The organism is Streptomyces sp. NPDC060064, from assembly GCF_042736455.1.
Lineage (GTDB): Bacteria > Actinomycetota > Actinomycetes > Streptomycetales > Streptomycetaceae > Streptomyces.
The window spans coordinates 324,190-350,705 of record NZ_JBHWWF010000003.1; the positions used below are offsets into that span (position 1 = coordinate 324,190).

Annotated in this window: 24 protein-coding genes; 4 read left to right on the plus strand and 20 right to left on the minus strand. The window is 69.7% G+C overall.

Annotated features, from left to right (window positions below; translation table 11 throughout):
* The first annotated feature begins 28 nt into the window (after positions 1–28).
* Positions 29–1,150, plus strand: a complete 1,122-nt coding sequence (locus ACFWDI_RS05745; RefSeq protein ID WP_385301519.1) for a winged helix DNA-binding domain-containing protein — start codon at positions 29–31, stop codon at positions 1,148–1,150.
* A 94-nt stretch (positions 1,151–1,244) separates the two neighbouring features.
* Here the strand turns inward: ACFWDI_RS05745 and ACFWDI_RS05750 are convergent, their stop codons facing one another.
* Together ACFWDI_RS05750 and ACFWDI_RS05755 are read right to left on the minus strand one after the other, a co-directional pair.
* A complete protein-coding gene (locus ACFWDI_RS05750) occupies positions 1,245–1,505 on the minus strand; it encodes an SAV_915 family protein (protein ID WP_385301520.1) in 261 nt (86 codons plus the stop codon).
* A 415-nt stretch (positions 1,506–1,920) separates the two neighbouring features.
* Positions 1,921–2,721 carry a response regulator transcription factor gene (locus ACFWDI_RS05755; RefSeq protein WP_385301641.1) on the minus strand — a complete coding sequence of 267 codons (801 nt, stop codon included), beginning with the start codon at positions 2,719–2,721 and terminating at the stop codon, positions 1,921–1,923.
* 128 nt (positions 2,722–2,849) lie between these two features.
* On the opposite strand from ACFWDI_RS05755, the gene ACFWDI_RS05760 reads away from it, so the two are divergent.
* Together ACFWDI_RS05760 and ACFWDI_RS05765 are read left to right on the plus strand one after the other, a co-directional pair.
* On the plus strand, positions 2,850–4,544 hold the full coding sequence (locus ACFWDI_RS05760; protein WP_385301521.1) for an AMP-binding protein: 1,695 nt from the start codon (positions 2,850–2,852) through the stop codon (positions 4,542–4,544).
* Entirely contained in the window at positions 4,541–6,172 is a 1,632-nt protein-coding gene (locus ACFWDI_RS05765) for an AMP-binding protein (RefSeq protein WP_385301523.1), read from the plus strand. Before ACFWDI_RS05760 ends, ACFWDI_RS05765 begins: the two co-directional genes overlap by 4 nt.
* On the opposite strand, the gene ACFWDI_RS05770 is transcribed toward ACFWDI_RS05765, so the two are convergent.
* Together ACFWDI_RS05770 and ACFWDI_RS05775 are read right to left on the minus strand one after the other, a co-directional pair.
* Positions 6,169–6,678 carry a GNAT family N-acetyltransferase gene (locus tag ACFWDI_RS05770; protein ID WP_385301524.1) on the minus strand — a complete coding sequence of 170 codons (510 nt, stop codon included), beginning with the start codon at positions 6,676–6,678 and terminating at the stop codon, positions 6,169–6,171. The two genes, ACFWDI_RS05765 and ACFWDI_RS05770, sit on opposite strands and share 4 nt — an antisense overlap.
* Before the next feature lie 192 nt (positions 6,679–6,870).
* Complete coding sequence (locus ACFWDI_RS05775; protein ID WP_385301525.1) at positions 6,871–7,605, minus strand: hypothetical protein; 735 nt, start codon at positions 7,603–7,605, stop codon at positions 6,871–6,873.
* A 203-nt stretch (positions 7,606–7,808) separates the two neighbouring features.
* Between ACFWDI_RS05775 and gcl the strand changes: the two genes are divergently transcribed.
* Positions 7,809–9,587 (plus strand): glyoxylate carboligase, encoded by a 1,779-nt coding sequence (gene gcl / locus ACFWDI_RS05780; RefSeq protein ID WP_385301526.1) that lies wholly within the window; start codon positions 7,809–7,811, stop codon positions 9,585–9,587.
* An 83-nt stretch (positions 9,588–9,670) separates the two neighbouring features.
* Here gcl and ACFWDI_RS05785 read toward each other — a convergent pair whose 3' ends face one another.
* The 16 genes from ACFWDI_RS05785 to ACFWDI_RS05860 form a co-directional block, all read right to left on the minus strand.
* Positions 9,671–10,198, minus strand: a complete 528-nt coding sequence (locus tag ACFWDI_RS05785; protein WP_385301528.1) for an aminotransferase class I/II-fold pyridoxal phosphate-dependent enzyme — start codon at positions 10,196–10,198, stop codon at positions 9,671–9,673.
* 384 nt (positions 10,199–10,582) lie between these two features.
* On the minus strand, positions 10,583–12,052 hold the full coding sequence (locus ACFWDI_RS05790) for a catalase (RefSeq protein WP_385301529.1): 1,470 nt from the start codon (positions 12,050–12,052) through the stop codon (positions 10,583–10,585).
* Between the two features lie 195 nt (positions 12,053–12,247).
* Positions 12,248–13,162: a 2-hydroxy-3-oxopropionate reductase gene (locus ACFWDI_RS05795; protein ID WP_385301531.1), complete on the minus strand. Its 915-nt coding sequence runs from the start codon at positions 13,160–13,162 to the stop codon at positions 12,248–12,250.
* Between the two features lie 34 nt (positions 13,163–13,196).
* A complete protein-coding gene (locus ACFWDI_RS05800; RefSeq protein WP_385301532.1) occupies positions 13,197–14,057 on the minus strand; it encodes a TIM barrel protein in 861 nt (286 codons plus the stop codon).
* A gap of 232 nt (positions 14,058–14,289) precedes the next feature.
* Positions 14,290–15,096, minus strand: coding sequence for a hypothetical protein (locus ACFWDI_RS05805; protein ID WP_385301533.1), 807 nt, complete (start codon positions 15,094–15,096; stop codon positions 14,290–14,292).
* Between the two features lie 49 nt (positions 15,097–15,145).
* Positions 15,146–15,721 (minus strand): hypothetical protein, encoded by a 576-nt coding sequence (locus ACFWDI_RS05810; protein WP_385301534.1) that lies wholly within the window; start codon positions 15,719–15,721, stop codon positions 15,146–15,148.
* Positions 15,694–16,971 carry an MCE family protein gene (locus ACFWDI_RS05815; RefSeq protein ID WP_385301535.1) on the minus strand — a complete coding sequence of 426 codons (1,278 nt, stop codon included), beginning with the start codon at positions 16,969–16,971 and terminating at the stop codon, positions 15,694–15,696. The genes ACFWDI_RS05810 and ACFWDI_RS05815 overlap by 28 nt, the downstream gene beginning before the upstream one ends.
* Positions 16,968–18,248 carry an MCE family protein gene (locus tag ACFWDI_RS05820; RefSeq protein WP_385301536.1) on the minus strand — a complete coding sequence of 427 codons (1,281 nt, stop codon included), beginning with the start codon at positions 18,246–18,248 and terminating at the stop codon, positions 16,968–16,970. Before ACFWDI_RS05820 ends, ACFWDI_RS05815 begins: the two co-directional genes overlap by 4 nt.
* Positions 18,245–19,354, minus strand: a complete 1,110-nt coding sequence (locus ACFWDI_RS05825; RefSeq protein ID WP_385301643.1) for an MCE family protein — start codon at positions 19,352–19,354, stop codon at positions 18,245–18,247. The genes ACFWDI_RS05820 and ACFWDI_RS05825 overlap by 4 nt, the downstream gene beginning before the upstream one ends.
* A gap of 71 nt (positions 19,355–19,425) precedes the next feature.
* Entirely contained in the window at positions 19,426–20,409 is a 984-nt protein-coding gene (locus tag ACFWDI_RS05830) for an MCE family protein (protein WP_385301537.1), read from the minus strand.
* Positions 20,406–21,440 (minus strand): MCE family protein, encoded by a 1,035-nt coding sequence (locus ACFWDI_RS05835; protein WP_385301538.1) that lies wholly within the window; start codon positions 21,438–21,440, stop codon positions 20,406–20,408. Before ACFWDI_RS05835 ends, ACFWDI_RS05830 begins: the two co-directional genes overlap by 4 nt.
* Positions 21,437–22,708 (minus strand): MCE family protein, encoded by a 1,272-nt coding sequence (locus ACFWDI_RS05840; RefSeq protein WP_385301539.1) that lies wholly within the window; start codon positions 22,706–22,708, stop codon positions 21,437–21,439. The genes ACFWDI_RS05835 and ACFWDI_RS05840 overlap by 4 nt, the downstream gene beginning before the upstream one ends.
* Positions 22,709–22,713: 5 nt before the next feature.
* Positions 22,714–23,541 (minus strand): ABC transporter permease, encoded by an 828-nt coding sequence (locus ACFWDI_RS05845; protein WP_326653530.1) that lies wholly within the window; start codon positions 23,539–23,541, stop codon positions 22,714–22,716.
* A gap of 2 nt (positions 23,542–23,543) precedes the next feature.
* Positions 23,544–24,314: an ABC transporter permease gene (locus ACFWDI_RS05850; protein ID WP_362677043.1), complete on the minus strand. Its 771-nt coding sequence runs from the start codon at positions 24,312–24,314 to the stop codon at positions 23,544–23,546.
* Positions 24,311–25,270: an ABC transporter ATP-binding protein gene (locus ACFWDI_RS05855; protein WP_362677041.1), complete on the minus strand. Its 960-nt coding sequence runs from the start codon at positions 25,268–25,270 to the stop codon at positions 24,311–24,313. The genes ACFWDI_RS05850 and ACFWDI_RS05855 overlap by 4 nt, the downstream gene beginning before the upstream one ends.
* A 143-nt stretch (positions 25,271–25,413) precedes the next feature.
* Entirely contained in the window at positions 25,414–26,475 is a 1,062-nt protein-coding gene (locus ACFWDI_RS05860) for a sigma-70 family RNA polymerase sigma factor (RefSeq protein ID WP_385301540.1), read from the minus strand.
* Positions 26,476–26,516 lie beyond the last annotated feature (41 nt).

Below are 26,516 nucleotides of genomic sequence, written 5' to 3' on the forward strand. Positions count from 1 at the left end.
GTCCGCAAGCCTGGGTAGCGTGTGGCGCATGGCCTCGAAGACGACGAACCCCGTACTCGGCAACCGCGCACTGAACCGCGCCACGCTGGACCGTCAGCTCCTGCTGCGCCGCGCCCCCAGGTCCGCGATGTCCGTCAAGGGCGCCGTCGAGCACCTCGTCGGCCTCCAGGCGCAGAACGTGAAGCCCCCGTACTACGCACTCGCCGCCCGCCTGGACGGCTTCGACCCCGAGGAGCTCTCCGGGCTGATGGCTTCCCGCGACGTCGCCCGCCTGGTCACCATGCGCTCCACCATTCACACGCACTCCGCCGACGACTGCCTCACGCTGCGGCCGCTGGTCCAGGCGGCGCGCGACCGGGAGCTCACGCAGTTCCGCAAGGGTCTGGCCGGGGTCGACCTGGACCGGCTCGGCGCCCTCGCCCGCGAGCTGGTCGAGGAGCAGCCGCGGACCATGAAGGAGCTGCGCGAGACTCTGCTGAAGGAGTGGCCGGACGCCGATCCGTTCGCACTCTCCGTGGCCGCCCGCTGTGTACTGCCGCTGGTGCAGGTCACCCCGCGTGGGCTGTGGGGCAGAAGCGGCCAGGTCACGTTGACCACCGCCGAGCACTGGTTCGGCAGGGCGACCGAGCCGGTGCCCGCGCCCGACGGCACGGTGCTCCGCTATCTCGCCGCCTTCGGGCCCGCATCGGTCAAGGACATGCAGATGTGGTCCGGACTGACCCGGATGCGGGAGGTCTTCGAGCGGCTCCGGCCGCAGCTGGCCGTCTTCCAGGACGAGAAGGGCGTCGAGCTCTTCGACCTCCCCGACGCCCCCCGCCCCGACGCCGACACCCCCGCGCCGCCCCGCTTCCTCCCCGAGTTCGACAATCTGCTGCTCTCGCACGCCGACCGCAGCCGGGTGGTGGCCGAGGAGTACAAGGCGCGCACCTGGAAGGGCAACATGGCCTACTGCACCTTCCTTGTCGACGGGTACCTGGCCGGCATCTGGCGGCTGGCCGAGACCAAGGAGCGCGCGACCCTGACCGTGCAGGCCTTCGGAAAGCTGACCCGATCGCAGTGCGACGCGCTGGTCGAGGAGGGGGAGCGGATGCTCACCACCATGACCTCGGCCACCGCGCACGACATCCGCTTCGGGACCTTCAGCGAGTAGCCCCTGGCCCGTCATGTTGCAGCCCGATGCCATCGATACGGGGTACGAGCCCGGACGGCCTGCCCGACGCGAGGTGGTGTACGCCGGCAGGGCATCAGCCGTGAAGGGCGTGCACCGGGGAGACCTCGCGGCGCGCGCACTGCTGTACGGGAGCGGGTGCGGCCGCGCTCCTGGCAGCGGCGGGCGCGGTGAGCCGGGGATCCACCGTCACGGTCGTGACCCCGAGCGGTTCGGCGAGCGCACGCAGCGTGGGCTCGGCGATCCTGATCCACTGCTGTCGTTCACCGAGCACGGCGACGAGCCGGTCCCGGCCGGTGAAGCCGATGGCCGTGCGTACGCCGAGCGGTGTGCGCATGAAGCGCACCTGGCATCCTCCGGCAGAGCCGAGCCGAACCGGCACGTACAGCGGCCCTGCCGGGCAAGGTTCGTCGGGTTCCGCAGGGTCCGCTTCCTCGCGGGTGAGGGTCTTCATGGTGTCCTCCACAGGGGAGTCGATCGCTTTCCTGACCACCTGAAGCTATGCCCGTACAGAGGCGGGTCAGCGGGCTCCTGACGTGCCGCTGACGCCGGGAGACCGGTATTTGACGCGCTCCTTGCGCAAGGGTCGGCCCGCTGGGGTGAGGCGCCTTCCGCGTTGCCACGTCGCCGCGTCCGGCAGGCGGGTTGTTCCCCTACCCGCCCCTTCCCGTAACTGGGGCTCCGCCCCAGACCCCGCGCCTCAATCGCCGGCGGGGCTTGATTGGCGGGGCTTGGTTGTCCGGTGCCCCCAGCTACGGCAGCAGGCCCGCGCGGCGCGCCGCCACCACCGCCTCGAGCCGGGTGTGCGCCCCCAGCTTCCGCATCGCGGCCCGCAGATACCCCTTCACCGTCTCCGGCTTCAGGCCAAGACGCTCCGCCGCTGCCGCGTTCGTCGAGCCCGCCGCGACGCAGGCGAGCACATCCAGCTCGCGCGGCGCCAGCGCGACGGTCCGCTCGCGCGGCGGGCCGCCCGCCGCGGTCGCCAGCCGGCGGCAGACCGTCAGGAGCGTCTCCCGCAGTGTCTGGTCGCCGATCCGCGGTGCCAGCGCGCGCAGCTCCCCGTGGACCTCGCGGACCTCCTCCCACGCCCCGGGGCCGGCCACCGGCTCCCGGACCGCGGCCAGCAGCCGCTGCACCTCGTCCCGTACGACCAGGGCCTGCTCCACATCGCGCGCCGCCGCCACCGCCGCGTCGAAGGTCCGCTCGCCCAGCGCCACCGGCTCACGGAGCGCGCCGTACAGCACACCCCGCACCTTGCGCCGCACGACGACGGGCACCGCCAGCACCGAGCGCAGCCCCTCCGTCGCCACCGCCGCGTCGTACTCATGGCTGATGTGCCGTGCCGAGGGGTAGTCGCTCACCGCACACGGCCGCGACAGCGCGATGGACTTCCCGCCGAGGCCGCTGCCCGCGCTGATCGCGAGACCGCGCAACGCTCCCGTCGCCGTGCCGCTCAGTTCGGCGATCCGCAGCTGTCGGGCATCGTGCAGCAGTCCGCCGAAGGCGACCGGCAGCCCGGTCGAGCGGCGCAGCCGCTGCAGCGCCGCTCGCATCTCCACAGCATCGGCCGACTCGGACACCGGCTCTTCTCTCTGCGAGGGGTCACCCCCGTACGGGGGTAGTGAGACCTGGGTCACTGATTACACGATGTCGGTAGCCGGTCCCGCAATGAGGAGGACACATGACGTCTGGCAGCGCGACGGAGAGGTTCCGGGCCGCCCGGGACTTCCTGCTGCAGCACAGGGATGACTACGCAACGGCGTACGAAGGCTTCACCTGGCCGCGGCTCGAGCGCTTCAACTGGGCACTCGACTGGTTCGACGAGATCGCCACCGGCAACGGCAGGACCGCGCTGCACATCGTCGAGGAGGACGGCAGCGAGGTCAAGGTCTCGTTCGGCGAGATGTCCGTGCGCTCGGACCAGGTCGCCAACTGGCTGCGGGCGCAGGGCGTAGAGGCCGGCGACCGGATCCTCGTGATGCTCGGCAACCAGCAGGAACTGTGGATGACCGCGCTGGCGGCGATGAAGCTGCGTGCCGTCGTCATTCCCGCGACCCCCCTGCTCGGCCCGGTGGACCTGCGGGACCGGATCGACCGTGGACGCGCACGGCATGTCATCGTGCGCGAGGCGGACACCGCCAAGTTCGCCGAGGTGCCGGGGGACTACACCCGGATCGCGGTGGCGGACCGGGGCGCGGCCGGTGTGCCGGGCTGGCTCGACTTCCGCCAGGCGTTCTCCGTGCCGGGCCGCGGCGACTTCGAGCCCGACGGCGTCACGCATGCGGACGACCCGCTGATGCTCTACTTCACCTCGGGCACCACGGCCCGCCCCAAACTGGTCGAGCACACCCATGTCTCGTACCCCGTCGGCCACCTATCGACCATGTACTGGATCGGCCTCAGGCCCGGCGACGTCCACCTCAACATCTCCTCGCCCGGCTGGGCCAAGCACGCCTGGTCGAACCTCTTCGCGCCCTGGAACGCCGAGGCGACGGTCTTCATCCTCAACTACACACGCTTCGACGCCGGCCGGCTGATGTCCGAGATGGACCGGGCGGGCGTCACCAGCTTCTGCGCCCCGCCGACCGTCTGGCGGATGCTGATCCAGTCCGATCTGAGCGGGCTGCGCACGCCGCCGCGCGAGGTCGTCGCCGCGGGCGAACCACTCAACCCGGAGGTCATCGAGACGGTCCGCCGGGAGTGGGGCGTGGTGATCAGGGACGGCTTCGGGCAGACCGAGACCGCCGTCCAAGTCGCCAACTCCCCGGGCCAGTTGCTCAAGGCCGGCTCGATGGGCCGACCCTGTCCCGGCTTCAAGGTGGAGCTGCTCGACCCGGTGACGGGCCGGCCGGGCGCGACGGAGGGCGAGATCTCGCTCGACCTGTCCGGCAGTCCGGTCGGTCTGATGACCGGGTACCACGGCGACCCGGAGCGTACGGCCGAGGCGATGGCGGGCGGCTTCTACCGCACCGGTGACATCGGCGCGCGGGACGCCGACGGATACATCACCTACATCGGGCGCTCCGACGACGTCTTCAAGGCCTCCGACTACAAGATCTCGCCGTTCGAGCTGGAGAGCGCGCTCCTGGAGCACGAGGCGGTGGCGGAGGCGGCGGTCGTACCGGCCCCGGACCCGGTGCGGCTCGCCGTGCCCAAGGCGTTCATCGTGCTGGCGGAGGGCTGGGAGCCGGGGCCGGACACGGCGAAGCTGCTCTTCGAGCACTCGCGCGCCGTCCTCGCCCCGTACAAGCGCATCCGCCGCCTGGAGTTCGCCGAGCTGCCGAAGACGGTGTCCGGGAAGATCCGCCGGATCGAGCTGCGCGAGCGTACGGCCGAGGGCTCGGCCGCCGAGTACGACGAGGGGGACCTGCGATGACGGCACCTGCGACGACGGCACTCTCGTACGCGCACGGCACCGGCACGACGGCGCTGCTCGGTGACACCATCGGCCAGAACCTCGACCGGACGATCGCCGCGTACCCCGACCGCGAAGCGCTGGTCGACGAACCCGCGGGCACCCGCTGGACGTATGCCGAATTCGGCTCGGCGGTGGACCAGCTGGCGCGCGGGCTGCTCGGGACCGGGGTCGACAAGGGCGACCGGGTCGGGATCTGGGCGGTCAACTGTGCCGAGTGGGTGCTCGTGCAGTACGCCACCGCCAGGATCGGCGCGATCATGGTGAACATCAATCCGGCGTACCGGGCGCACGAGCTCGAGTATGTGCTGAAACAGGCCGGGATCTCGGTGCTGTTCGCCTCGCAGCGGCACAAGACCAGCGACTACCGGGTACTGGTGGAGCAGGTGCGCCCCAGCTGCCCCGAACTGCGGGCCGTCCACTACATCGAGGACGGCTCCTGGGACGTGCTCCTGGACGCGGCCGGTAAGGTCTCCGACGAGCAACTGGCGGCCCGTGAGGCCGAGTTGTCCTGCGACGACCCGATCAACATCCAGTACACCTCCGGCACCACCGGCTTCCCGAAGGGCGCCACGCTCTCCCACCACAACATTCTCAACAACGGTTATTTCGTGGGGGAGTCGGTCGGCTACACGGAGCAGGACCGGATCTGCATTCCCGTGCCCTTCTACCACTGCTTCGGCATGGTCATGGGCAACCTCGCGGCCACCTCGCACGGCGCGTGCATGGTCATCCCGGCGCCGTCCTTCGATCCGGCCGCCACGCTCCGCGCGGTCGCCGAGGAACGCTGCACCTCGCTCTACGGCGTCCCGACGATGTTCATCGCCGAGCTGAACCTTCCCGACTTCGCGACGTACGACCTCTCCTCGCTGCGCACCGGCATCATGGCGGGCTCGCCCTGCCCGGTGGAGGTGATGAAGCGGGTCGTCGCCGAGATGAACATGGCGGAGGTGTCGATCTGCTACGGCATGACGGAGACCTCCCCGGTCTCCACCCAGACCCGTCGCGACGACGACCTGGAACGCCGCACCGGCACCGTCGGCCGTGTCCTGCCCCATATCGAGGTCAAGGTCGTCGACCCGGCCGGCGGCGTGACCCTGCCGCGCGGGGCGGCGGGCGAGCTGTGCACCCGCGGCTACAGCGTGATGCTCGGCTACTGGAACGAGCCGGAGAAGACCGCGGAGGCGGTCGACGCGGGCCGCTGGATGCACACCGGCGACCTTGCGGTGATGCGCGAGGACGGCTGTTTCCAGATCGTCGGCCGGATCAAGGACATGATCATCAGGGGCGGAGAGAACATCTATCCGCGCGAGATCGAGGAGTTCCTGTACGGCCACCCCAAGATCGCGGACGTCCAGGTCGTCGGTGTCCCCGACGAGAAGTACGGCGAGGAGATCCTGGCCTGTGTGATCCCGCGCGATCCGGCGGACCCGCCGACGCTGGAGGGCCTCGCCGAGTACTGCCGCGAACAGCTCGCGCACTACAAGATCCCGCGCAGGCTTGAGGTCCTCGCGGACTTCCCGATGACGGTGAGCGGCAAGGTCAGAAAGGTGGAGCTGCGCCGGCGGTACGGCCCTGAGGAGAGCTAGGCGAGCTCCCGGCGCATGCACACCCGGGGCCAGTGGTCCAGGCCGTGCCGGGCCTCCGCGCGTCTGATCTCCCGCAGCCCTTCGGTGAGTTCGTCCTCGTCGAGCGTGCGGAAGCCGAGGCGGGTGTAGTACGGCGCGTTCCACGGCACCTCGGTGAACGTCGTCAGGGTCAGCGCCGTCAGCCCGTCGGCGACGGCGCACGCCGCGAGGTGGTCGATCAGGGCGCTGCCCAGCCCGCGGCGGGCGGCGTCCGGATGGACCGACACCTGCTCGATATGGGCCGCGCCGTCGACCTCGTCGGAGATCAGATAGGCGAGCGGGCGGCCCGATCCGTCGGCCGACACCCAGGCGCGGCCCCGCCGCCGGTAGCGGTCCAGGAGATCGAGAGCCGGGGGCTCGTCGTCGGCGATCGCCGCCATGCCGAGGCCGCGGAAGGGCTCCCCGGCAGCCCTCTCGATGTCCTGGAGCAGGGGGAGTTCGGCGAGTGCGGCCGGTCGGATACGCATACGGGGAGTATGACCCAGCGGTTTCAGGCCCCGCAGCTCGCTCCGCCGCCCGTCGGGTTGTGGTGCACGGAGAAGCCGGGACCCTTGCTGCCGCGCCCGAACAGTCCGCAACAGTCCGCCGTTCCGGGCGACGTGCGGTACGTACCGGAGCAGGGTCGGATCCCCGTACGGCGCGACCGACATTCCGTGCCGTTACGCGCCGGTGGAGATCAATTCGTCCGCCGGGCCGTTGACCGGCTGAGGGCTGCCCGTGAGGTCCATGACGAAGAGCGGGATGCCGAGGTGGTCGGCGCGGGACCTGGCGTCTTCCGCGTACCCCGCGAGGGAGAAGAAGACGCTCGCGGCCGAGATGCTCAGCCCGTTCAGCCAGAGGCATTCGACATCGCGCAGAGTGGCGGGGTGGGTGGACGGGTCGACCTGGGCGACCAGACCGGGACCGCGCAGATCTATCCCGGACGAGGGCCTGACCTCCGGCTGGACGACATCGCGGAATCCCAGCCACTTCAGGTAGAGCGCCGCCGCGGTCACCGCGTCGCGCGCCGTGCGGATGGTGACCGGGCGGAAGGTGGGGCGCGGCGCGGTGACCGTGCGGGGGAACGGGATGGGCGCCGGGCGCATGAGCGGGGCGGCCGACGTGGCGGCCGGTGACGTCGGGAGCGGGGCGCTCACCGGGCGGACCGGGATACGCAGCACGGTGCCGCAGGGGCAGCCGAGCTCCGGCTGCGGCCACTGGTCCTGGCGCCCGCACTCCTGGCAGCGGACCGTCACCCAGTCGTCCGTCCACGTGCGGTGGGTGATCCGTTCCGGGGGAGCGCCGCGCAGCATCGGCGGCGCGAGCGGCGCACCGCACGCGCAGGGATAGAGCGTCGGCGCGTACAGGTGGTCGCGGCGGCAGGCCGGACAGCGAACCGGCACGGTCTCGGCCATCGCGGTCCCCCTTCCCCAGGCGCTCCGGTTCATCGTCCACCAAGCGCGAGGCCTTGGGGAGCGACTTCGGGCATCCCTTGACGTCGCTCCGCAGGCGTCCTACATTACTTCCGTATAGCAGAACTAAACTTCCGCATTATGGAATCGATGCTCTCGAGTGACGCAAAAGAGCCCGACTCCGCCTGGCTGAAGCAGGAGCACCCATGCCTCGTATGACCGCTGCCCGAGCGGCAGTTGAGATCCTCAAGCGCGAAGGCGTCACGAACGCGTTCGGTGTGCCGGGCGCGGCGATCAACCCCTTCTACAAGGCACTGCAGGCCGGCGGGGGCATCGACCACACGCTCGCCCGCCATGTCGAGGGCGCCTCCCACATGGCGGAGGGCTACACCCGCGCCAACCCCGGCAACATCGGTGTCTGCATCGGTACGTCGGGTCCGGCCGGCACCGACATGATCACCGGGCTCTACTCGGCCATCGGCGACTCGATCCCGATCCTCTGCATCACCGGCCAGGCGCCGACCGCGGTGATCCACAAGGAGGACTTCCAGGCCGTCGACATCGCCTCGATCGCCAAGCCCGTCACCAAGGCGGCGACCACCGTCCTGGAGGCCGCGCAGGTCCCCGGCGTCTTCCAGCAGGCCTTCCACCTGATGCGGTCGGGACGGCCCGGACCGGTCCTCATCGACCTGCCGATCGACGTTCAGCTGACCGAGATCGAGTTCGACCCGGAGACGTACGAGCCGCTGTCGGTCTACAAGCCGTCGGCGACCCGCGCCCAGGCCGAGAAGGCCATCAAGTTGCTCAACGCGTCCGAGCGCCCGCTGATCGTCGCCGGCGGCGGCATCATCAACGCCGACGCCTCCGAGCTGCTGGTCGAGTTCGCGGAGCTGACCGGCATCCCGGTCGTCCCGACGCTGATGGGCTGGGGCATCATCGCCGACGACCACGAGCTGAACGCCGGCATGGTCGGTCTGCAGACCTCGCACCGCTACGGCAACGCGACCTTCCTCGAGTCCGACTTCGTCCTCGGCATCGGCAACCGCTGGGCCAATCGCCACACCGGCGGCCTGGACGTCTACACCAAGGGCCGCACGTTCGTCCACGTCGACATCGAGCCCACCCAGATCGGCAAGATCTTCGCCCCGGAGTACGGCATCGCCTCCGACGCCAAGGCAGCGCTGGAGCTCTTCATCGAGGTGGCGAAGGAGCTCAAGGCCGCGGGCCGGCTGCCGGACCGCGCCGAGTGGGCCGCCTCCGCGCAGGAGCGCAAGGCCACGCTGCAGCGCCGTACGCACTTCGACAACGTGCCGATGAAGCCGCAGCGCGTGTATGAGGAGATGAACAAGGCCTTCGGCCCGGAGACGCGCTACGTCACCACGATCGGCCTCTCCCAGATCGCCGGTGCGCAGATGCTGCACGTCTACAGGCCGCGCCACTGGATCAACTGCGGCCAGGCGGGCCCGCTCGGCTGGACCATCCCGGCCGCGCTCGGTGTCGCCACCGCCGACCCGGAGACTCCGGTCGTCGCGCTGTCGGGCGACTACGACTTCCAGTTCATGCTCGAGGAGCTGGCGGTCGGCGCGCAGCACAGGATCCCGTACGTCCATGTCCTGGTGAACAATGCGTACCTGGGTCTGATCCGCCAGGCGCAGCGCAATCTCGACATCAACTTCCAGGTCAACCTGGAGTTCGAGAACATCAACTCCCCGGAACTGGGCGTCTACGGCGTCGACCACGTCAAGGTCGTCGAGGGCCTGGGCTGCAAGGCGATCCGCGTCACCGAGCCCGACCAACTGCTGCCGGCCTTCGAGGAGGCCAAGAAGCTGGCCGCGGAGTACCGCGTCCCGGTGGTGGTCGAGGCGATCCTGGAGCGGGTCACCAACATCTCGATGGGTGTCCAGATCGACGGCGTGAACGAGTGGGAAGAGCTCGCCACCGAGCCGGGCCACGCCCCGACCTCGATCAAGCCGCTCAAGGTCTGACACTCACCCCGCGGCGTCCAATGGCGCCATGTGGAACGCCGCGGTGTGGAATGCCGCAGTCACGAACGGCCTCCGTCCCGGAGTCACTCCCGGACGGAGGCCGCTTCGTTGTCTGCATCACTGCCTGCGCCGTCTCCGCGCAGAAGGCCACCGGTGGCCTCGATACCCGCGCGGACGGCGCGCTCGCCGAGATTGCCGAAGCCCAGGATGAGTTGGGCCGGGTCCGTCGCGCCCGACGAGCGGTGCGGACTCATGCCGTACAGGCCCACCGAGCGCGCCCTGGCCGCGGTGATCACCGACTGCTCGTCGGCGCCTCGCGGCAGATGAGCCACGGCACGGAAGCCGGCCGCGAGACCGGTCAGCCGGACCTCGGGCGCGTGCTCAGTGAGTGATTCGACGAGCGCGGCGTGCCGCTGCGCGTAGACCGTGCGCATCCGGCGCACATGCCGGTCGTAGCGGCCCGATTCGATGCGGCCCGATTCGATGAGCGCGGCCAGCGCGAGCTGGTCGAGTTCGGGGCAGCCGCGGTCATGGCGCCGCTTCAGCTCGGCGACCGCGTCGGCCAGTGCCGGCGGGCAGAGAACCCAGCCGAGCCGTATCGCGGGCGCCACCGTCACCGGCCTCGGCCGCCGGGCGCCGGCCGCGTGAGACTGCCGGGACAAAGGAGGGCGCCGAGTACGGGGCTGTCCGTACTCGGCGCTCAGGTTGTGAAGTTGTTACCGCCCGACGGCGCGAGGCTGGCGCGACAGGACGTTCGCGCCGCCGGGCGGAGACTGTGGGTCGGGCTGGGACCGCAGCGGCGGTGATTGCTCCCCGGGCTCCCCTTCCTTCAGGTCAGAAAGGGGACCTGGAGACCTTCACCACCGCACTGGCATCACCTGCCGCTGCGGTCCTCGCCTCCACCCGCTCCGCATGACCACCCCTCATCCGGATCTTGCGGTGCGGGCTCGGCGCCCGGATATCTGACTTTCCGTCAGATCCCGGGCGCAGCCTTGTTACTGGTCCTCGCGCAGGGCGCGGACCGCTTCCTCGACGCGCTTGCCGTAGTCGGCGTCGGCGGCGTGGAAGTGGGCGAGGTTCTTCTCGATCACGTCGTCGCGGGTGACCTGCGAGAGGCCGCCGGCGATGTTGGCGATCAGACGGGACTTCTCCTCGTCCGACATCAGGCGGTAGAGCTCGCCCGCCTGGAAGAAGTCGTCGTCCTTGACGTGGGCCGGCGCCGCGTGGGTGCCGGTCCAGCCCTGGACCGCGAGCGGAGCCGACAGCGCGGCGTCCGTCTGTGCGGGACCCGCGTACGAGTTGGGCTCGTAGTTCTTGTCGGTGCGGCGGCCGTTGCGGGTCGCCATCAGGCCGTCGCGGCCGTAGTTATCGGCAGCCCCAACAGGCACAGCCCTCGGCGCGTTCACCGCGAGCTGGGTGTGGTTGACGCCCAGGCGGTAGCGGTGCGCGTCCGCATAGGCGAACAGCCGGCCCTGGAGCATCTTGTCCGGCGAAGGACCGATACCCGGAACGAAGTTGTTCGGCGAGAACGCGGCCTGCTCGACCTCGGCGAAGACATTGTCGGGGTTCCGGTCCAGGACCAGACGGCCGACGCGCTGCAGCGGGTAGTCGCTGTGCGGCCACACCTTGGTGAGGTCGAACGGGTTGAAGCGGTAGTCCGCGGCCTCGGCGGCCGGCATCACCTGGACGTACAGGGTCCAGGACGGGTTCACGCCGCGCTCGATGGCCTGCAGCAGGTCCGTCTGGTGGCTGTTGGCGTCCTTGCCCGCGAGCTCGGCGGCCTGCTCGCTCGACAGGGAGCGGATGCCCTGGTTCGTCTTGAAGTGGTACTTGACGAAGAAGGCCTCGCCGGCGGCGTTCGTCCACTGGTAGGTGTGCGAGCCGTAGCCGTTCATGTGGCGGTACGAGGCCGGGATGCCGCGGTCGCCCATCAGCCAGGTCACCTGGTGCGTCGCCTCGGGGGCGTACGCCCAGAAGTCCCAGACGTTGTCCGGCTCCTGCTTGCCCGTGAAGGGGTCGCGCTTCTGGGAGTGGATGAAGTCGGGGAACTTGATCGGGTCCTTGATGAAGAACACCGGGGTGTTGTTGCCGACGAGGTCGTAGTTGCCCTCTTCGGTGTAGAACTTCAGCGCGAAGCCGCGCGGGTCACGGACCGCGTCCGCGCCGCCGAGCGAGTCGGCGACGGTGGAGAAGCGGATGAACGTCTCCGTGCGCTTGCCGACCTTGCCGAGGAAGTCGGCCCTGGTGAAGCCGGTGACATCGTCGGTCACCTCGAAGTAGCCGTACGCGCCGCTGCCGCGGGCGTGCACGACGCGCTCCGGGATGCGCTCCCGGTTGAAGCGGGCGAGCTTCTCCAGCAGGTGCTGGTCCTGGAGAAGAATCGGGCCACCGACGCCGGCGGTGGCGGAGTTCTGGTTGTCGGCGACCGGGGCGCCTGACTCGGTCGTAAGCACACGCTGCGTCATGGTGGCGGGATTGACCTTCCGGGCTGGAGCTGCTGACGGCCCCTGGAGCGTAAATTCGCGGAGAATGTAACGTCAACAGTTTGTTGAAATTGAAGTTGTGGTTCCCGGGCAGCGGCAGCGCCTGGGCGCGACAGGACAGGTGTCAGCGCTGCCGCGGCCCGGAGATCAGGGGGTGAGGCGATGAGCCTCGGTCACTCAGACCTGCTGACCGGAGAGGCGCTCGACGGAGCGCAGCAGGGCGGAGTGGTCCAGGCCGCCGTCGCCCTGCGCGCGCAGGGAGGCGACCAGTTGGGCGACGACCGCACCCACGGGCAGCGCGGCACCGACGTTGCGGGCGGCGTCGGTGACGATGCCCATGTCCTTGTGGTGCAGGTCGATCCGGAAGCCGGGCTTGAAGTCCCGGTTCAGGAAGTTGTCCTTCTTGCGGGTCAGGACCGTGGAACCGGCCAGACCGCCGTTCAGGACGTCCAGGGCGGCCTGGAGGTTCACGCCGGACTTCTCGAGGAAGACGACGGCCTCGGCGCAGGCCTGGATGTTGACCGCGACGATCAGCTGGTTGGCGGCCTTCACCGTCTGACCGGAGCCGTGCGGACCGCACAGCACGATGGTCTTGCCGAGAGCATCGAGGATCGGCAGCGCGGCGTCGAAGTCGGCCTGCTCGCCGCCGACCATGATCGACAGTACGGCCTCGATCGCGCCGGCCTCGCCGCCGGAGACCGGGGCGTCAAGCACGCGGATGCCCTTCTCGGCACCGGCCTTGCCCAGGTCGACCGAGGTCTGCGGGGTGATCGAGGACATGTCGATCAGCAGGGCGCCCTGCCTGACGTTCTCCAGGATGCCGTCGGGGCCGTACGCGATGGCCTCGACGTGCGGGGATGCGGGCACCATCGTGATGACGACGTCGGCGTCCTTCACGGCCTCGGCGATCGAGCCGGCGGCGGTGCCGCCCGCCGCGGCGAGACGGTCCAGCTTGTCCTGCTCCAGCGTGAAACCGGTGACGTCGTAACCCGCCTTCAGCAGGTTCTCGGACATGGGCGAGCCCATGATGCCGAGGCCGATCCAGGCAATCGCAGGGCGGGCCGGGTGGGAGGAAGCTGCGGGGGTGCTCATCATGGTGCCTCTCTCAAAACTTTTGTACGTCACGTCAGTTGGCGGCGCGGGCCTCGGTCGGCAGCCAGGCGAAGGACTCGGCGCTCGGGCGGTCGCCGGCCTTGTACTCCAGGCCGACCCAGCCGTCGTAACCGGCCTCTGTCAGCTCGTCGAGGAGCTGCTCCAGCGGAAGTGAGCCCGTGCCCGGCGCGCCACGGCCCGGGTTGTCCGCGATCTGTACGTGGCCGGTCCTGTCGGCGTAGGCCGCGATGACCTGGCTGACGTCCTCGCCGTTCATCGACAGGTGGTAGATGTCCAGCAGGAACTTGGCGTTGCCGAGTCCCGTCGCCGCGTTCACCTTGTCGACGACCTCGATCGCGGCCGGGGCGCTCACCAGCGGGTAGAGCGGGGACTCCGGCTTGTTGAGCGTCTCGACCAGCAGGATCGCCCCCACCCGGTCGGCCGCGCGGGCCGCCAGGACCAGGTTCTCCAGGGCGAGGGTGTCCTGGACCTGCGGGTCGACGCCCTCGACGCGGTTTCCGTACAGCGCGTTGAGCGCCGTGCAGCCCACCGAGGCGGCGAAGTCCGCGGCCACCTCGATATTGGCGCGGAAGCGGTCGGACTCGTCGCCGGGCACGGAGAGCGCGCCACGGTCGGGGCCCGGCAGCTGCCCGGCGTAGAAGTTCAGTCCCACCAGCTGGGTGCCGGCGTCGTCGAGCGCCTTCCTGAGGGCGTCGAGCTCGGCCTGCGGCGGGGTCGGGGTCTCGATCCAGGGCCACCACAGCTCGACCGCCGTGAAGCCCGCCGCGGCCGCGGCCGCGGGGCGCTCCAGGAGCGGGAGTTCCGTGAAGAGGATCGAGAGGTTCACATCGAAGCGCTGGTCCGCGCCGCGCTTGTCCCGAAAAAGAGGGGCCATGAGGGGCTTGCGCTCCTTCCGTATTGCGGAAGTTAATTTCTGCTTGATGGAAGACTGCCTGGAGCGGGGGAGGACTGTCAAGAGCGGACACGAAAAAGTGCCCCCCGAGCGGGGACGACAGAAGCACTTCTCCAGGCTTCTGTCGTCCCGGCTCAGGAGGCACTCAGGAGTGTCCGGGCGGGCGCGCACGGGGTGTACGGCTGCACGCGGTCTCGCGCGCAGCCGTACGGGGCTACAGCGCGTCGACGGCGCTCACCTTCCAGCCGTGCGAGGTGCGGGTGAGGGTCATCCGCACCCGGTTGAGGTCGACGCGGTCTCCCGTCACCTGGGTGCTCCGGGTGACCTGGTTGACGAAGAGCAGAACGACGGCCTTGTCCGGGGAGGCCGACACCACCGAGGCCGCGGGGGTGCCGCCGCCCTGCGGCTTCGCCACCGTCGCCTTGACCACCCCGTGGTACTTCGTCGCGGTCGGCGCGACCACCGTCGTGGTCGTCCTGCGGTACTCGTCGCGGAAGGCACCGGTCAGATGGCCGAGTGCCGCGGCGAAGTCCTTGTCGAGACGCCGGTAGTCGTACGACAGGACGACCGGGGCCGCCTTCTGAGCGGCGGCGAGGGCCTGCACCCGCGCCGTATCCGCCTGCCGGCTGTCCCGGTACGCCGAGCCGAGCACCGCGACCGCGATCAGCCCGGCCACGACCAGCACGGCGAGCGCCGCACTGCCCAGCACACGCCGGCGTCCGCGTGCCGCGCCGGCCACCGGGTCGTCGGCGTGCAGGACAGGGCCGGCGTGCTGCACGTCCGGCCGGCGCGCCTGGCTCGCGTCGTCCGGCGCCTCCAGCCGTATCCCGTCCGGCTCCGCCAGGTCCGTTGCCGCGCCCGCCCTCGTACTCGTGGCGGCACTGCGCTCCGCCACGCGGACCGATGCATCCGGTCCGGGCCCGACCCGTTCCGTGCGCTTGGCCGCCGCTCGGGCGGCCGCGGCCATCGAGCGGCGGCCGGGGGATGCGACGCCGGAGCCTCGTCCAGTCAGGTTCGCCACGGTCTTGCTCCTCACTGCTGGTGTTACGGGTGTGTGCTCGGGCGCGCGGTCAGCCGACGAACTCGACCGAGGACGTCAGCCAGCGACCGCCCTCGTGGACGAGATCGAGCTGAAGCCGGTAGGTGCGGGCCTGTCCCTGGGGAGCGGCGGTGTTGGTCACCTTGCTGTCGGCCACCACCAGGACGCGGGCCTTGCGTTCGTCGGCCCGGGTGATGCCCGCTTCGAGCACCTGCCCCTCGGAGACCGACTTGTTCGCGGCGACCAGCTTCGTCAGCTCCGCGGTCTGCGCCGCGAACTGCTCCTTGAAGTCGCCGGTGGCACCCTTCAGTACGTTGGTGCTGTCCCGCGTGTAGTGCCGGTAGTCGAGCGAGGTGAAGTTCAGCGCCGACTGACGGGCCGCGGCCAGAATGTCCTGGTTCCGATGCTCCTGCGCCCGCTGCTCGTACACCTGGACGCACAGCCAGCCGCTCAGGGCCGTTGTCACGGCCGTCGCCACGGCGAGAGCCGCGGGCAGCGCCCTCCCGCGGCGCGCGGCGCCCATCAGCCTGGCACCCAGGCGGCGGATCGGCCGGATCGCGTACGCGACGAAGCCCTTGCTCATGCCATCGGTCCGACGAGCAGCCATTGCCACGAGTCCTTTCCGAACACGTTCTGTTCGCCGCCCGTCGAGCCGATCTCGACAGGCGTTCCGTCCGGGCCGGTGGCGGTGCCGGTCTCCGGGTCGTACGGGGTGATGTACGCGGCAGGGTCCGCTCCGCCGGTGCTGCCGTGTCCCGAGGCGCCGGGGGCGTTCTGGGCGCCGCGGACCGATGTGCCGCCGCCGCGAGCGGTGCAGCGCGCGCCGGTGTTCGCGGGCCGCTCGCCGGTGTCCGAGGGGTCGCGCCGCTGTGTGCCGTAACCCTGGCGGCACGGCGGTGGATCGTCGGCGCCCGCGACCATGCCGAAGTGGGTGGTGCCGTCGCCGGGGATCACGGTGTAGCTGCCGGCGACCACCAGCGGGAAGGTGACCAGGGCCTGTTCGACGCCGGGCAGCCGGGCCACCGTGATCTGGCCGCCGCTGATCAGATTGCCCAGCAGGACCGGCAGATGGGTCCGGTTGCTCTGGAGCAGCGAGTTCACCTCCTGCGCGGCGGGGGCGCCGGAGCCGATGACTCTGCGGAGGTCACCGTCACTCGCCTTCATTTGGCCCGTGAGATCGGCCAGGTCGCGTGAGAACGACTTGATGGCCGAGCCTTGATCGGCCTGTGTCTTGAGGACTTTCCGCGAGTCCTCGATCAGCGCGATCGTCTGCGGCAGCGAGCCGGACGCCGACTCGACGAGGTCGTTGCCCGAGTCCACGAGCCGGCTCAGATGCGGGCCCGTCCCGGCGAACGCCTTGCCCAGCTCGTCGATGGTGATCTGCAGATCCTTCCTGCCCACCGAGTTGACCAGTCGGTCCAGGCTGAGGACCAGATCCGATGTGGGCAGGGGTACCCGCGTATCGCGGCGGGCGATGGTGCTGCCGTCCCGCAGATAGGGGCCGCCCGAGGCGCGCGGCTGCAGATCCACGTACTGCTCGCCGACTGCCGAACGGTTCGCCACGACGGCCAGGCTGTCCGCCGGGATCCGCGATGCGTCCTCGATGTCCAGTGCCACGGACACTCCGCCGGAGCCGGTCAGCCGAAGTTCGCCGACGCGGCCCACCGGCACCCCGCGATAGGTGACTTCGGCGCCCGGGAAGACGCCCCCGGAATCGACGAAGTCGGCACGCACGGTGTAGGCACGGTCGAGAAGGCTGTCGCCCAGCCCTGTGTACTGGGCGCCGACATACGAGACGCCGACGGCAGTGATGGTGGCGAAGGCGAGCAACTGGGCCTTGACCGTAGGTGTGATCACAGTTGCATCCCCTTCAGCATGAGCTCGGCGAGGGCGAGATCGACCCCGGCCGGGTAGCGGTTGCCGTCCCCGTCTCCGTACGCGGCATAGCTGCTGGTGCACACCGGCGGGCACAGCGGGTCGCCGCCGCCCGAGGGGCCCGAGGGCGCCGAGGGGGCGCGGGGCGTCCTGGGCAGCCCAGGCGCGTCCGGCAGCGAGGTGGGCAGGGGGAGACCGGGGATCTCCGGGACCTTCGGGAGTTCGGGCTTCGCCGGGGCGCCCGGCTTCTTGGGCTTGTCGGCGAGATTCCCGTAGATACTGGCCAGATCGAGATCGGCGGTGATCTTGAGATTGACGTAGTCGCCCTTGATGGCGTCCGAGACATTGCGCGGGAACGGATACGTCGTCAGCAGTTCCAGGGAGTTGGGCAGATCGCTGCCCGCCTTGTTCAGCTGCTCCAGAATCGGCCGCAGACTCCGCAGGTTGGCGACCACGTCGTCCCGCGAGGCATTGACCACCTTGGTGCCCGTCACTCCGAGTTTCGACAACGAGGTGAGCATCCGGGTCAGATTGCGGCGCTGGCCGTCCAGCACTTTCAGGGCCGGCGGCAGGGTGTCGACGGCCAGGGCGATCGTCTTCTTCTCACCGCCGAGTCGGGCGGCCAGCCGGTCGATGCCCTTGAGCGCGCGGATGATCTCCGCGCGTTGGCTGTCCAGGCCGGCGAGGAAGGTGTCCAGCTCGGTGAGCAGGGACTTGACCCGGTTCTCCCGGCCCTCGAGGGCCTTGTTCAATTCCGTGGTGATGGTCTTGAGCTGGGCCACCCCGCCGCCGTTGAGCAGCGCCGACAGCGCCGACAGCACCTCTTCGATCTCCGGGTTGCGGCCGCTGCGGGACAGCGGGATCCGGTCGCCGTCGGCGAGCCTGCCGGCCGGCGAGGTGCCGGTCGGGGCGGACAGCGCCACGTACTTCTCGCCCAGCATGCTTGTCTGCCGCAGTTCGGCGATCGCGTTCCCGGGCAGCTTCACCGAGTCGGCGACCCGCAGCCGGACCCGGGCGTGCCAGCCGACCAGCTCCACCTTCTCGACGCTGCCCACCGTGACGTTGTTGACCTTCACGGCCGACTGCGGCACCAGATCGAGGACGTCCCTGAACTCGACCGTGACCCGGTAGGCGTTGCCGTCGGCGGCTGCGCCCCCAGGCAGTTGGACGTCGTACAGGCCGTTGAACTCGCAGCCGGTGAGCAGCACCGAACCGACAGCCGCCCACGCGGCCACCACGGTCTTGCGCCGTACGCTCATGCTCGGGCCTCCAGGATTCCGCCGAGCGTCCTGTCGACCGAACCCGTGCCCGACACCGGCTTGGCCGACGGCAGTTCCGGCAGGGAGTCGAACAGCTTCGTCAGTTCTCCGCAGTCGGGGTTCTTCCCTCCGGCGTCTCCGGTCGTCCTGAGCAGGGAGCACAGCAGCGCGGCCGGGTCCTGCGGGGTGTCCGGATTGTTGCGGGTGTCCAGGGTGCCGGAGGACGGGTTGTAGGCGTTCTGCAGATTCGAAATGCCGGTGGGTGCGACCTCCATCAGCTCCGCGAGCGCGGCGCGCTGGGTGACCAGCACCTTGGTGACCTTGCTGAGGCCCTTCACATCCGCTGTCAGCGCCTTCTTGTTCTTCTTCACGAAGTCGGCCACGTCCGCGAGCGCCGGCCCCAGATTCCGCAGCGCCGCCGCGAGGTCCTTGCGTTCCCCGGAGAGCTGGTCGGCCACCTTGGCGAGGCTGTCGTTGAACGACCGGACATTGGTGTCGTCGGACGCCAGCGCGGCGGTGAACACCTGCAGATTCCGGATGGTGCCGAACAGGTCCTTCCGGCCGTCGGACAGTGTGGTGACCGCCAGCGACAGGTCCTCGACCGTCTGGTTCAGCTGCTGACCCTGGCCCTGGAGGTTGTCCGCGCTCACGCCGAGCAGCCGGGCCAGTGAACCGTCCGCGTTCGCGCCGCGCGGGCCGAATGCCTCGGCAGTCGTATGCAGGCTGTCGAAGATGCGGTCCAGTTCGACCGGCACGGCCGTGCGGCTCTCGGGGATGACAGCCCCGTCGCGCATGGCCGGCCCCTTCCGGTACACCGGGAGCAGCTGGACGTAACGGTCGCTGACGACCGAGGAGTTGATGATGGCCGCCTGGGCATCCGCCGGGATCCTGCGCCCGGACTCGTACTCGAGCTCCACCCGCACCCGCTTCCCCTCCGGCGTGATCTTTTTGACCTCGCCGATTCGGACACCGAGCACCCGTACGTCCGAGCCGGGATAGATGCCGACGGTGCGCGGGAAGTACGCCGTGACGCGGACCGGCGACGATCGTGGCCAGAGCACGACCGCCGTGCCGGCGACGAGTGCCAGCGCGACGCCGAGCGCCACGCAGCGCGCGAGACGCCCCTTCGGCACGAGCCTCTTCGGCAGGTAGCGCCCCTTCGGCAGGTAGCGGCCGTTCATCGTGAGCCTCCAGTCCGCGGAGCCACCGGAGTGGGTGCGACCAGGTTCTGGATGTAGCTGTCGAACCAACGGCCGTTGCCGAGGGTGTTCGTGAAGACGCGCACATAGGGTGCGAGCAGCTTGACGCTCCGGTCGAGGCTCGCCTGATTGCGTTCGAGCATGGTGACCACCGAGTTCAGGCCCTTGAGCGCCGGGCCGATCTCCTTGCGGTTGTCCGCGACCAGGCCGGAGAGCTGGATGCCGAGCGCGGCGGAGCTCTTGAGCAGCGAGTGGATCGCCGCCCGCCGCCTGGAGATCTCCTTGAACAGCTTGTCGCCGTCCTTGATCAGAACGCCGAGGTCGCCGGAGCGGTCGGAGAGCACTCCGGTGACTCCGTTGGCGTGGTCGAGGAGTTCACGCAGGGCCTGGTCGCGCGAGGCCACCGTCCGGGAGATCTTCGAGAGACCTTTGACGGAGGCCCGGACCTCGGAGGGCGAGTCCTCGAAGGTGGTGGAGATGGTGTCCAGGGCGGTCGCCAGCCGGGCCGTGTCGACCTTCTCCGTGGTCGTCGTCAGATCGCTGAATGCCGCCACGACGTCGTACGCCGGTACCGTCCGGTTCAGCGGGATCTCGCTGCCCGGCCGCAGTTGGCCCGTCCCCTTCGGCTGCAGTGCGAGGTACTTCGCGCCCAGGATCGTCTTGATCCGGATGGCCGCTCCGGTCCTGGTGCCGAATTCCGGGTCGCCCTTGACCCGGAAGGTCACCTTCACATGGTCGCCGTCCAGATCGACCTCGTCGATCTTGCCGACCTTGACCCCGGCGATCCTCACCTCGTCGCCGGGCTTGAGCCCGCCCGCTTCGGAGAAGGCCGCGGTGTACGTGTCACCGTTGCCGATCACCGGGAGGCTGTCGGCATTGAACGCGGTCGCGGCCAACAGCGCGAGCGTGGCGACGCCGACGGCCCCGATCACCACGGGATTGCGCTCACGGAAGGGAATCATGAGCACCTCGCCCGGGCGACGTGAAGCTCTGGAGTGATGACCTGCCTGGTCTTCGGCAGCACGATCCGGCCGTCGAAGTCACAGAGGTAGAAGTTGAACCAGGAGCCGTACGAGGCCGTCCCTGTCAGCTTGTTGAGCTTGCTCGGCAGCCGCTTCAGCACGCCCTCCACGGTCTTCTCGTTGTCGTTCAGCGTTCCGGTGAGGTCGGTCAGCCCGGCGATGTCGTCCCGCAACGGCGGACGGGCGTCCTCGAGCAGCCCCGAGGTGGCGTCGGTCAGGGCACCGATGTTCACCAGCGATTCGCCGATGGGCTTGCGGTCGGCGGACAGCCCGGATATCACCCGCTGCAACTGCTTGAGCAGGGCGGAGAAGCGGGCGCCGCGCTTGTCCACGGTCTTCAGCACCTCGTTGAGGTTGTCGATCACGGACCCGATCAGCTTGTCGCGGCCGGCGAGTGTGGTGGTCAGCGACGCCGTGTGGGCGAGCAGGCTGTTGACCGTCCCGCCCTCGCCCTGCAGGGTCTTGATGATCTCGGTGGCGAGCTGGTTGACGTCCTTCGGGCTCAGTGCCGCGAACAGCGGCTTGAAACCGCCGAGCAGCGCATTGAGATCGAGTGCGGGCTGGGTCCTGGACAGCGGGATCCGGCCGCCGGGCTTCAGCCGCGTACCGCTGCCGGCACCTTCCGTCAGCGCGATGTACCGCTGCCCCACCAGGCTCCGGTAGCGGATGACGGCGCCCGTGGTGGTGAGCAGCGGGCGGTCGTCGGTGACGCTGAAGGTCACCTCGGCCAGCGTCCGGTCCTTGATCTTCACCTCCTGGACCTCACCGACCCGCACTCCGGCCACCCTGATGTCGTCGCCCTCCTCCAGGCTGGTGACATCGCTGAAGACCGCGCGGTACGTGTGCTCGGGGGCGAAGGAGATATTGACGATCGTCGCCGCGAGCAGCGTTGTCGCCAGCACGGTCACCACAGCGAAGAGAATGAACTTGACGAGCGGTGCAGCGGTGTCTGTGGCTCGGCTCACCTTCATGCGACACTCACCGCCGTTCCGCGTGCCATCGGGCCGAACAGCAGCGTGGCGACCGCCGGAACCCGGTCGGCGGGAACTCCCATGACCGGGGCCACCAGCGAGCCGATGGCCCGCTGCTCGGCCTCCGTGGCGGACACATTGGCCCCGCCGGGCAGTGCACCGCCCGAGTGCGACCCCGACGTACCGTCATTGAGCTTGACGTCCGGTGCGGGCACTTGGGGGTGGGGCAGACCTCTGCAATCGGGTCCTGAGCGCTCTGCATAGCGCGGTTCCTCGCCGGGTCGGTACGCGGATCGTGGGCGGACGAATTCGAGCGTGATGCGCATCTCCCCGCCTCTGAAGGCCTTCTCCGATGCGGCCTCCTGCCGCACCAGGCCGTCGAGGAGACAGGGGTACTCCGGCGCGTAGCGGGCGAACAGCGCCAGCGTGGGGCGGGATACGCGGCCGAGAGTGATCAGCCGGTTGCCGTTCTCGTCGAGGAACGCGTCGGCGGTACCGGCGGTGGTGGCGGTCGCCGTGAGCGCCGAGGCCAGTTGGTCCTGCTTCTCGACGAGGGTGCGGCTCGTGGTGACGGAGTTCCGCAGGACGCGCATCAGGTCGGGCGCCGCGTCGCCGTACACCTCGGCCACATCGGCGAACCGTGAAATGTCTTCCTTGAGGGACGGCATATGCGGATTGAGCTTGCTCAGATAGCCCTCCAGACGGGTGAGGTTGGCGCCGATCCGGTCACCCCGCCCTTCGAGAGCGGTGGAGAACGCGGAGAGCGTGGCGTTGAGATCCGCCGGCCGCACGCTCCGCAGCAGCGGCAGCAGATCGTTCAGCAGCTGCTGCACCTCGATACCGGCCTTGGTGCGGTCCTGCGTGATGACGTCCCCGGCGCGGATGTGCCGGGCCGACGACCCCTGGGGCGGCATCAGATCGACGAACTTCTCGCCGAACAGCGTCTTGGGCAGCAGCCGGGCCTGCACATCGGCCGGGATACGGGAGACGTGCTCCGGCTTGAGCGCGATGTCGAGCGTCGCCTTCTCACCGTCGGCCCGCACCTCTCGCACCTCGCCGACCAGCAGCCCGCGCAGTTTGACGTCGGCCCGTGGATCCAGCTGGTTGCCCAGGGTGTCGGCCTCCAGAGTGATCCGTACGACGGAGGTGAACGCCTGCTGATAGACGGCGACGGACAGCGACAGCAGGAGCGCGATGACGGCGATGAAGACGATGCCGTACAGCCGCAGTCGCGCGCCGCGCGTCGGGACGAGTCCTGGAATGCGCATCGGCACTACCCCGCAATCCGTACGGTCGTGTTGGCGCCCCAGATCGCCAGACTGAGGAAGAAGTCCAGAAGGTTGATGGCGACGATGGACGTCCGCACGGCACGGCCGACCGCGACCCCGACGCCTGCCGGGCCGCCGCTCGCGTAGTAGCCGTAGTAGCAGTGCACCAGGATGATCACGACGGCGAAGACGATCACCTTGCCGAAGGACCACAGCACGTCGACCGGCGGCAGATACTGCTGGAAGTAGTGGTCGTACGTGCCCGCGGACTGGCCGTAGTAGCCGGTGGTGATGGTGCGTGCGGCGAAGTACGAGGACAGCAGCCCGATCACGTACAGCGGGATGACGGCGACGAAACCGGCGATCATCCGGGTGGTCACCAGGAACGGCAGCGAGGGAACGCCCATCACTTCGAGGGCATCGGTCTCCTCGCTGATCCGCATCGCGCCGAGCTGCGCGGTGAAGCCGGCCCCGACCGTCGCGGACAGGGCGAGGCCGGCCACCAGCGGGGCGATCTCACGGGTGTTGAAGTACGCCGACAGGAACGCCACGAAGTTGGAGGTGCCCAGCTGGTTGAGCGCCGCGTACCCCTGCAGGCCGACCTCGGTGCCGGTGAAGAAGGACAGGAAGGCGATGACGCCGACGGTGCCGCCGACCACGGCCAGCGCGCCGCGGCCGAAGCTCACTTCGGCCAGCAGCCGCAGGATCTCCTTCTTGTAGCGGCGCAGGGTGCGGCCGGTCCAGGCCAGCGAGCGCCCGTAGAAGGACAGTTGGGTGCCGAGCTCCTCCAGGGAGCGGAGCGGAAGCCCCACGAATCGACTGATGAGCGCCACGGTCAGCCCCTCTGCGGAACGATTTGGAAGTACACCGCGGTCATCACGAAGTTCGTCACGAAGAGCAACATGAAGGTGATCACCACCGACTGGTTCACCGCATCGCCGACGCCCTTCGGGCCGCCCTTGGCGGTCAGGCCCTTGTACGAGGCGACGATGGCGGCGATGGCGCCGAACACCAGGGCCTTCAGCTCGGCCGCCCACAGATCCGACAGCTGGGCGAGGGTGGTGAAGGAGGCGAGATACGCACCCGGCGTGCCGTTCTGCAGGATGACGTTGAAGAAGTAGCCGCCTGCCACACCGACAACCGACACCAGTCCGTTGAGCAGCACCGCCACCACCATCGAGGCCAGCACCCTCGGCACGACCAGTCGGTGGATCGGGTCGATGCCCAGCACCTGCATCGCGTCGATCTCCTCGCGGATCTTGCGCGCCCCGAGGTCCGCGCAGATCGCCGTGCCCCCTGCCCCCGCGATCAGCAGTGCGGTGACGATCGGTGAGGCCTCCCGCAGTACTGCGAGCACCGAAGCCGCGCCCGAGAACGACTGGGCGCCGAGCTGCCGGGTCAGGCTGCCGATCTGCAGGGCGATGACCGCCCCGAAGGGGATGGAGACCAGCGCGGTGGGCAGGATCGTGACGCTCGCGATGAACCAGGCCTGCTGGATGAACTCGCGTATCTGGAACGGGCGCCTGGGCAGGGTCCGTACGACATCCAGGCCCATCGCGAACAGGCTGCCCGTATGCCTGAGGGCTCCGGTGGGGGACAGGCTCATGCGCCGGCCGCCTTCCCGCGCACCGTGGCCCGCACCTGCCGCAGCGACTCCCGTTCGGCGATCGCCTCCCAGCGAGGCGGCCGGGTGATCCCCGCAGTGGGCAGAAGACGCGGCGTCAGGTCCGGTATGCCCGGCGGAGTGGGATCCGCGCCCGCGCCGAGCTGCGCCAGCTCCTGCTCGACCTGGGCCGCGTCCTTCTCCTCGGCCATCCCGATCGGACCCTGCATCCGGCCGTTGAGGAACTGCCGTACGACCGGTTCCTCACTGGTCAGCAGTTTCTCCCGGGGGCCGAACATCACCAGCTCACGCCGGAAGAGGAGCCCGATGTTGTCCGGCACCTGCCGCGCCGACGCGATGTCGTGGGTGACGATCAGAAAGGTCGCGTCGATCTGTGCGTTGAGGTCGACGATCAGCTGGTTGAGATAGGCCACCCGCACCGGGTCGAGCCCCGAGTCCGGCTCGTCGAAAAGGATGATCTCCGGATCGAGTACCAGGGCGCGCGCGAGACCGGCTCGCTTGCGCATACCGCCGGATATCTCGCCGGGCAGCTTCTCCTCGGCGCCGATCAGTCCGACCATGTCCATCTTCTCGAGCACGATCCGTCTGATCTCGCTCTCCGGCTTGCGGGTGTGCTCTCGCAGCGGGAACGCGATGTTGTCGTACAGGTTCATCGAGCCGAACAGCGCACCGTCCTGGAACAGCACGCCGAACAGTTTCCGCACCTCGTACAGGTCGTGCTCGCGCAGGGCGGTGATGTCCGTGCCTGCGATCCGGATCGACCCGCGTTCGGGCCGCAGCAGCCCGACGAGCGTCTTCAGGAACACCGATTTGCCCGTGCCCGAAGGGCCGAGCATCACCGAGATTTCCCCGGCGGGCAGCGTCAGTGAAACGTCCTGCCAGATGACCTGGTGGCCGAAGGACTTGGTCAGCCCTTCCACACAGATCTCGACACCCATCCGGTTCACCCTTCAGCCGTGGAGCGGTCCGACATCTGCTCTACGGGGAGGGCGGGCCCGTCCGTCGCGACGAGGCGAAGATTTTTTTACGGGCCTGGAATCAGGGCGGAATCACGGTGGAACAGGAGATGCACGCTGGTGTGCTAGGGCTTCGGGAGCACCTGCGGCACCGACGTTTTCGCCTCCGGCACATCCGTGGGGACCGGTTGCTTCGGCAGGGGCGCGGACGGCTCGCCCGACGCCGCGGGCAGGTCGGGCACGGCCGGCAGATCCGGTACGGCGGGAAGGTCCGGCGCGGACGCGACGTCGGGCACTCCCGTGAGGTCCGGGACGGGGACCTTCGGCAGGGTCGACACATCCGGAATGTCGGGCGTGGGCAGCGGCAGTTCCGGCAGCGCGGGCAGCGCGGGCACGGTGAGCCCCGGGCCGCCGTACCGCTGCGTCCCGGCCGGCCCGGCACCCTGGCCCGCGTCCGTGCGGCTGCCGGGGGCCGGCGTCACGCCACCCGCCGCCGGCGACCGCACATCCGCGGACTCCGAGACGGCGGGGATCGCCGGGCGCGATCGGTGCGGCCCGTCCCCGTCGTGGGCGTACGGCAGGATCAGGCCCGCGACCGCCAGCGTCGCCGCGGTCGAAGCCACCGCCACCGCCTGCGCGTTCCCGCCCCGTGGGCGGCCACGGCCGATCAGCCACAGCGCAAGACCCAGCGTGGCGGCCAGCGAATTGCGCAGCGTCCGGCGTGCCCGTGCCAGCAGCGACTCGACGGTCCGGTAGCTCAGCCCCATCTTCACGGCGACCTGGCCGACGTCCAGATCCTCCGACTTCAGCCACAGGGCCTCGGCCTGGCGGGCGGGCAGCTCACCGCTCCGGCGCGCCAGCCACCTTGCCTCGGCCCGGTCGCAGACCGCCTCCTCGACCGGCACCGGGACCGGGGTGACCAGCGTGGGGCTGCTGCGCACCTCGCTCTCGCGGTTGACCTGCCGGTACCGGTCCACGCACAGCCGCATCGTCACTGTCGTGAGCCACGCGCCCAGCCGTTCGTCGTCCAGATCCGGGTGCTCCGCGGCGCGCAGCATCGCCTCGTGCACGGCGTCCTCGGCGTCCTCCTGACTCATGGATCTGCGGCGCGCCACCTTGAGCAGCTGCTCACGGTGGCTCCACGCGCGCTGCCACCGGTTGTGGGCCGCGTTCGTATCCATCGTCATGAGGGCCCCTTCGCGCTCACCCCGGCCGGGCAGGCGCAGGC

Coding starts and splice junctions, on each gene's coding strand:
- ACFWDI_RS05795 (WP_385301531.1), bottom strand. CDS start 13,162: ATGAGCACCCCCGCAGCTTCCTCCCACCCGGCCCGCCCTGCGATTGCC.
- ACFWDI_RS05770 (WP_385301524.1), bottom strand. CDS start 6,678: ATGCGTATCCGACCGGCCGCACTCGCCGAACTCCCCCTGCTCCAGGAC.
- ACFWDI_RS05850 (WP_362677043.1), bottom strand. CDS start 24,314: ATGAGCCTGTCCCCCACCGGAGCCCTCAGGCATACGGGCAGCCTGTTC.
- ACFWDI_RS05855 (WP_362677041.1), bottom strand. CDS start 25,270: ATGGGTGTCGAGATCTGTGTGGAAGGGCTGACCAAGTCCTTCGGCCAC.
- ACFWDI_RS05840 (WP_385301539.1), bottom strand. CDS start 22,708: ATGCGCATTCCAGGACTCGTCCCGACGCGCGGCGCGCGACTGCGGCTG.
- ACFWDI_RS05860 (WP_385301540.1), bottom strand. CDS start 26,475: ATGACGATGGATACGAACGCGGCCCACAACCGGTGGCAGCGCGCGTGG.
- ACFWDI_RS05790 (WP_385301529.1), bottom strand. CDS start 12,052: ATGACGCAGCGTGTGCTTACGACCGAGTCAGGCGCCCCGGTCGCCGAC.
- ACFWDI_RS05755 (WP_385301641.1), bottom strand. CDS start 2,721: ATGCGAGCGGCGCTGCAGCGGCTGCGCCGCTCGACCGGGCTGCCGGTC.
- ACFWDI_RS05810 (WP_385301534.1), bottom strand. CDS start 15,721: ATGGCTGCTCGTCGGACCGATGGCATGAGCAAGGGCTTCGTCGCGTAC.
- ACFWDI_RS05835 (WP_385301538.1), bottom strand. CDS start 21,440: ATGAAGGTGAGCCGAGCCACAGACACCGCTGCACCGCTCGTCAAGTTC.
- ACFWDI_RS05760 (WP_385301521.1), top strand. CDS start 2,850: ATGACGTCTGGCAGCGCGACGGAGAGGTTCCGGGCCGCCCGGGACTTC.
- ACFWDI_RS05820 (WP_385301536.1), bottom strand. CDS start 18,248: ATGAGCGTACGGCGCAAGACCGTGGTGGCCGCGTGGGCGGCTGTCGGT.
- ACFWDI_RS05800 (WP_385301532.1), bottom strand. CDS start 14,057: ATGGCCCCTCTTTTTCGGGACAAGCGCGGCGCGGACCAGCGCTTCGAT.
- ACFWDI_RS05750 (WP_385301520.1), bottom strand. CDS start 1,505: ATGCGCACACCGCTCGGCGTACGCACGGCCATCGGCTTCACCGGCCGG.
- ACFWDI_RS05830 (WP_385301537.1), bottom strand. CDS start 20,409: ATGATTCCCTTCCGTGAGCGCAATCCCGTGGTGATCGGGGCCGTCGGC.
- gcl (WP_385301526.1), top strand. CDS start 7,809: ATGCCTCGTATGACCGCTGCCCGAGCGGCAGTTGAGATCCTCAAGCGC.
- ACFWDI_RS05775 (WP_385301525.1), bottom strand. CDS start 7,605: ATGGCCGAGACCGTGCCGGTTCGCTGTCCGGCCTGCCGCCGCGACCAC.
- ACFWDI_RS05745 (WP_385301519.1), top strand. CDS start 29: ATGGCCTCGAAGACGACGAACCCCGTACTCGGCAACCGCGCACTGAAC.
- ACFWDI_RS05765 (WP_385301523.1), top strand. CDS start 4,541: ATGACGGCACCTGCGACGACGGCACTCTCGTACGCGCACGGCACCGGC.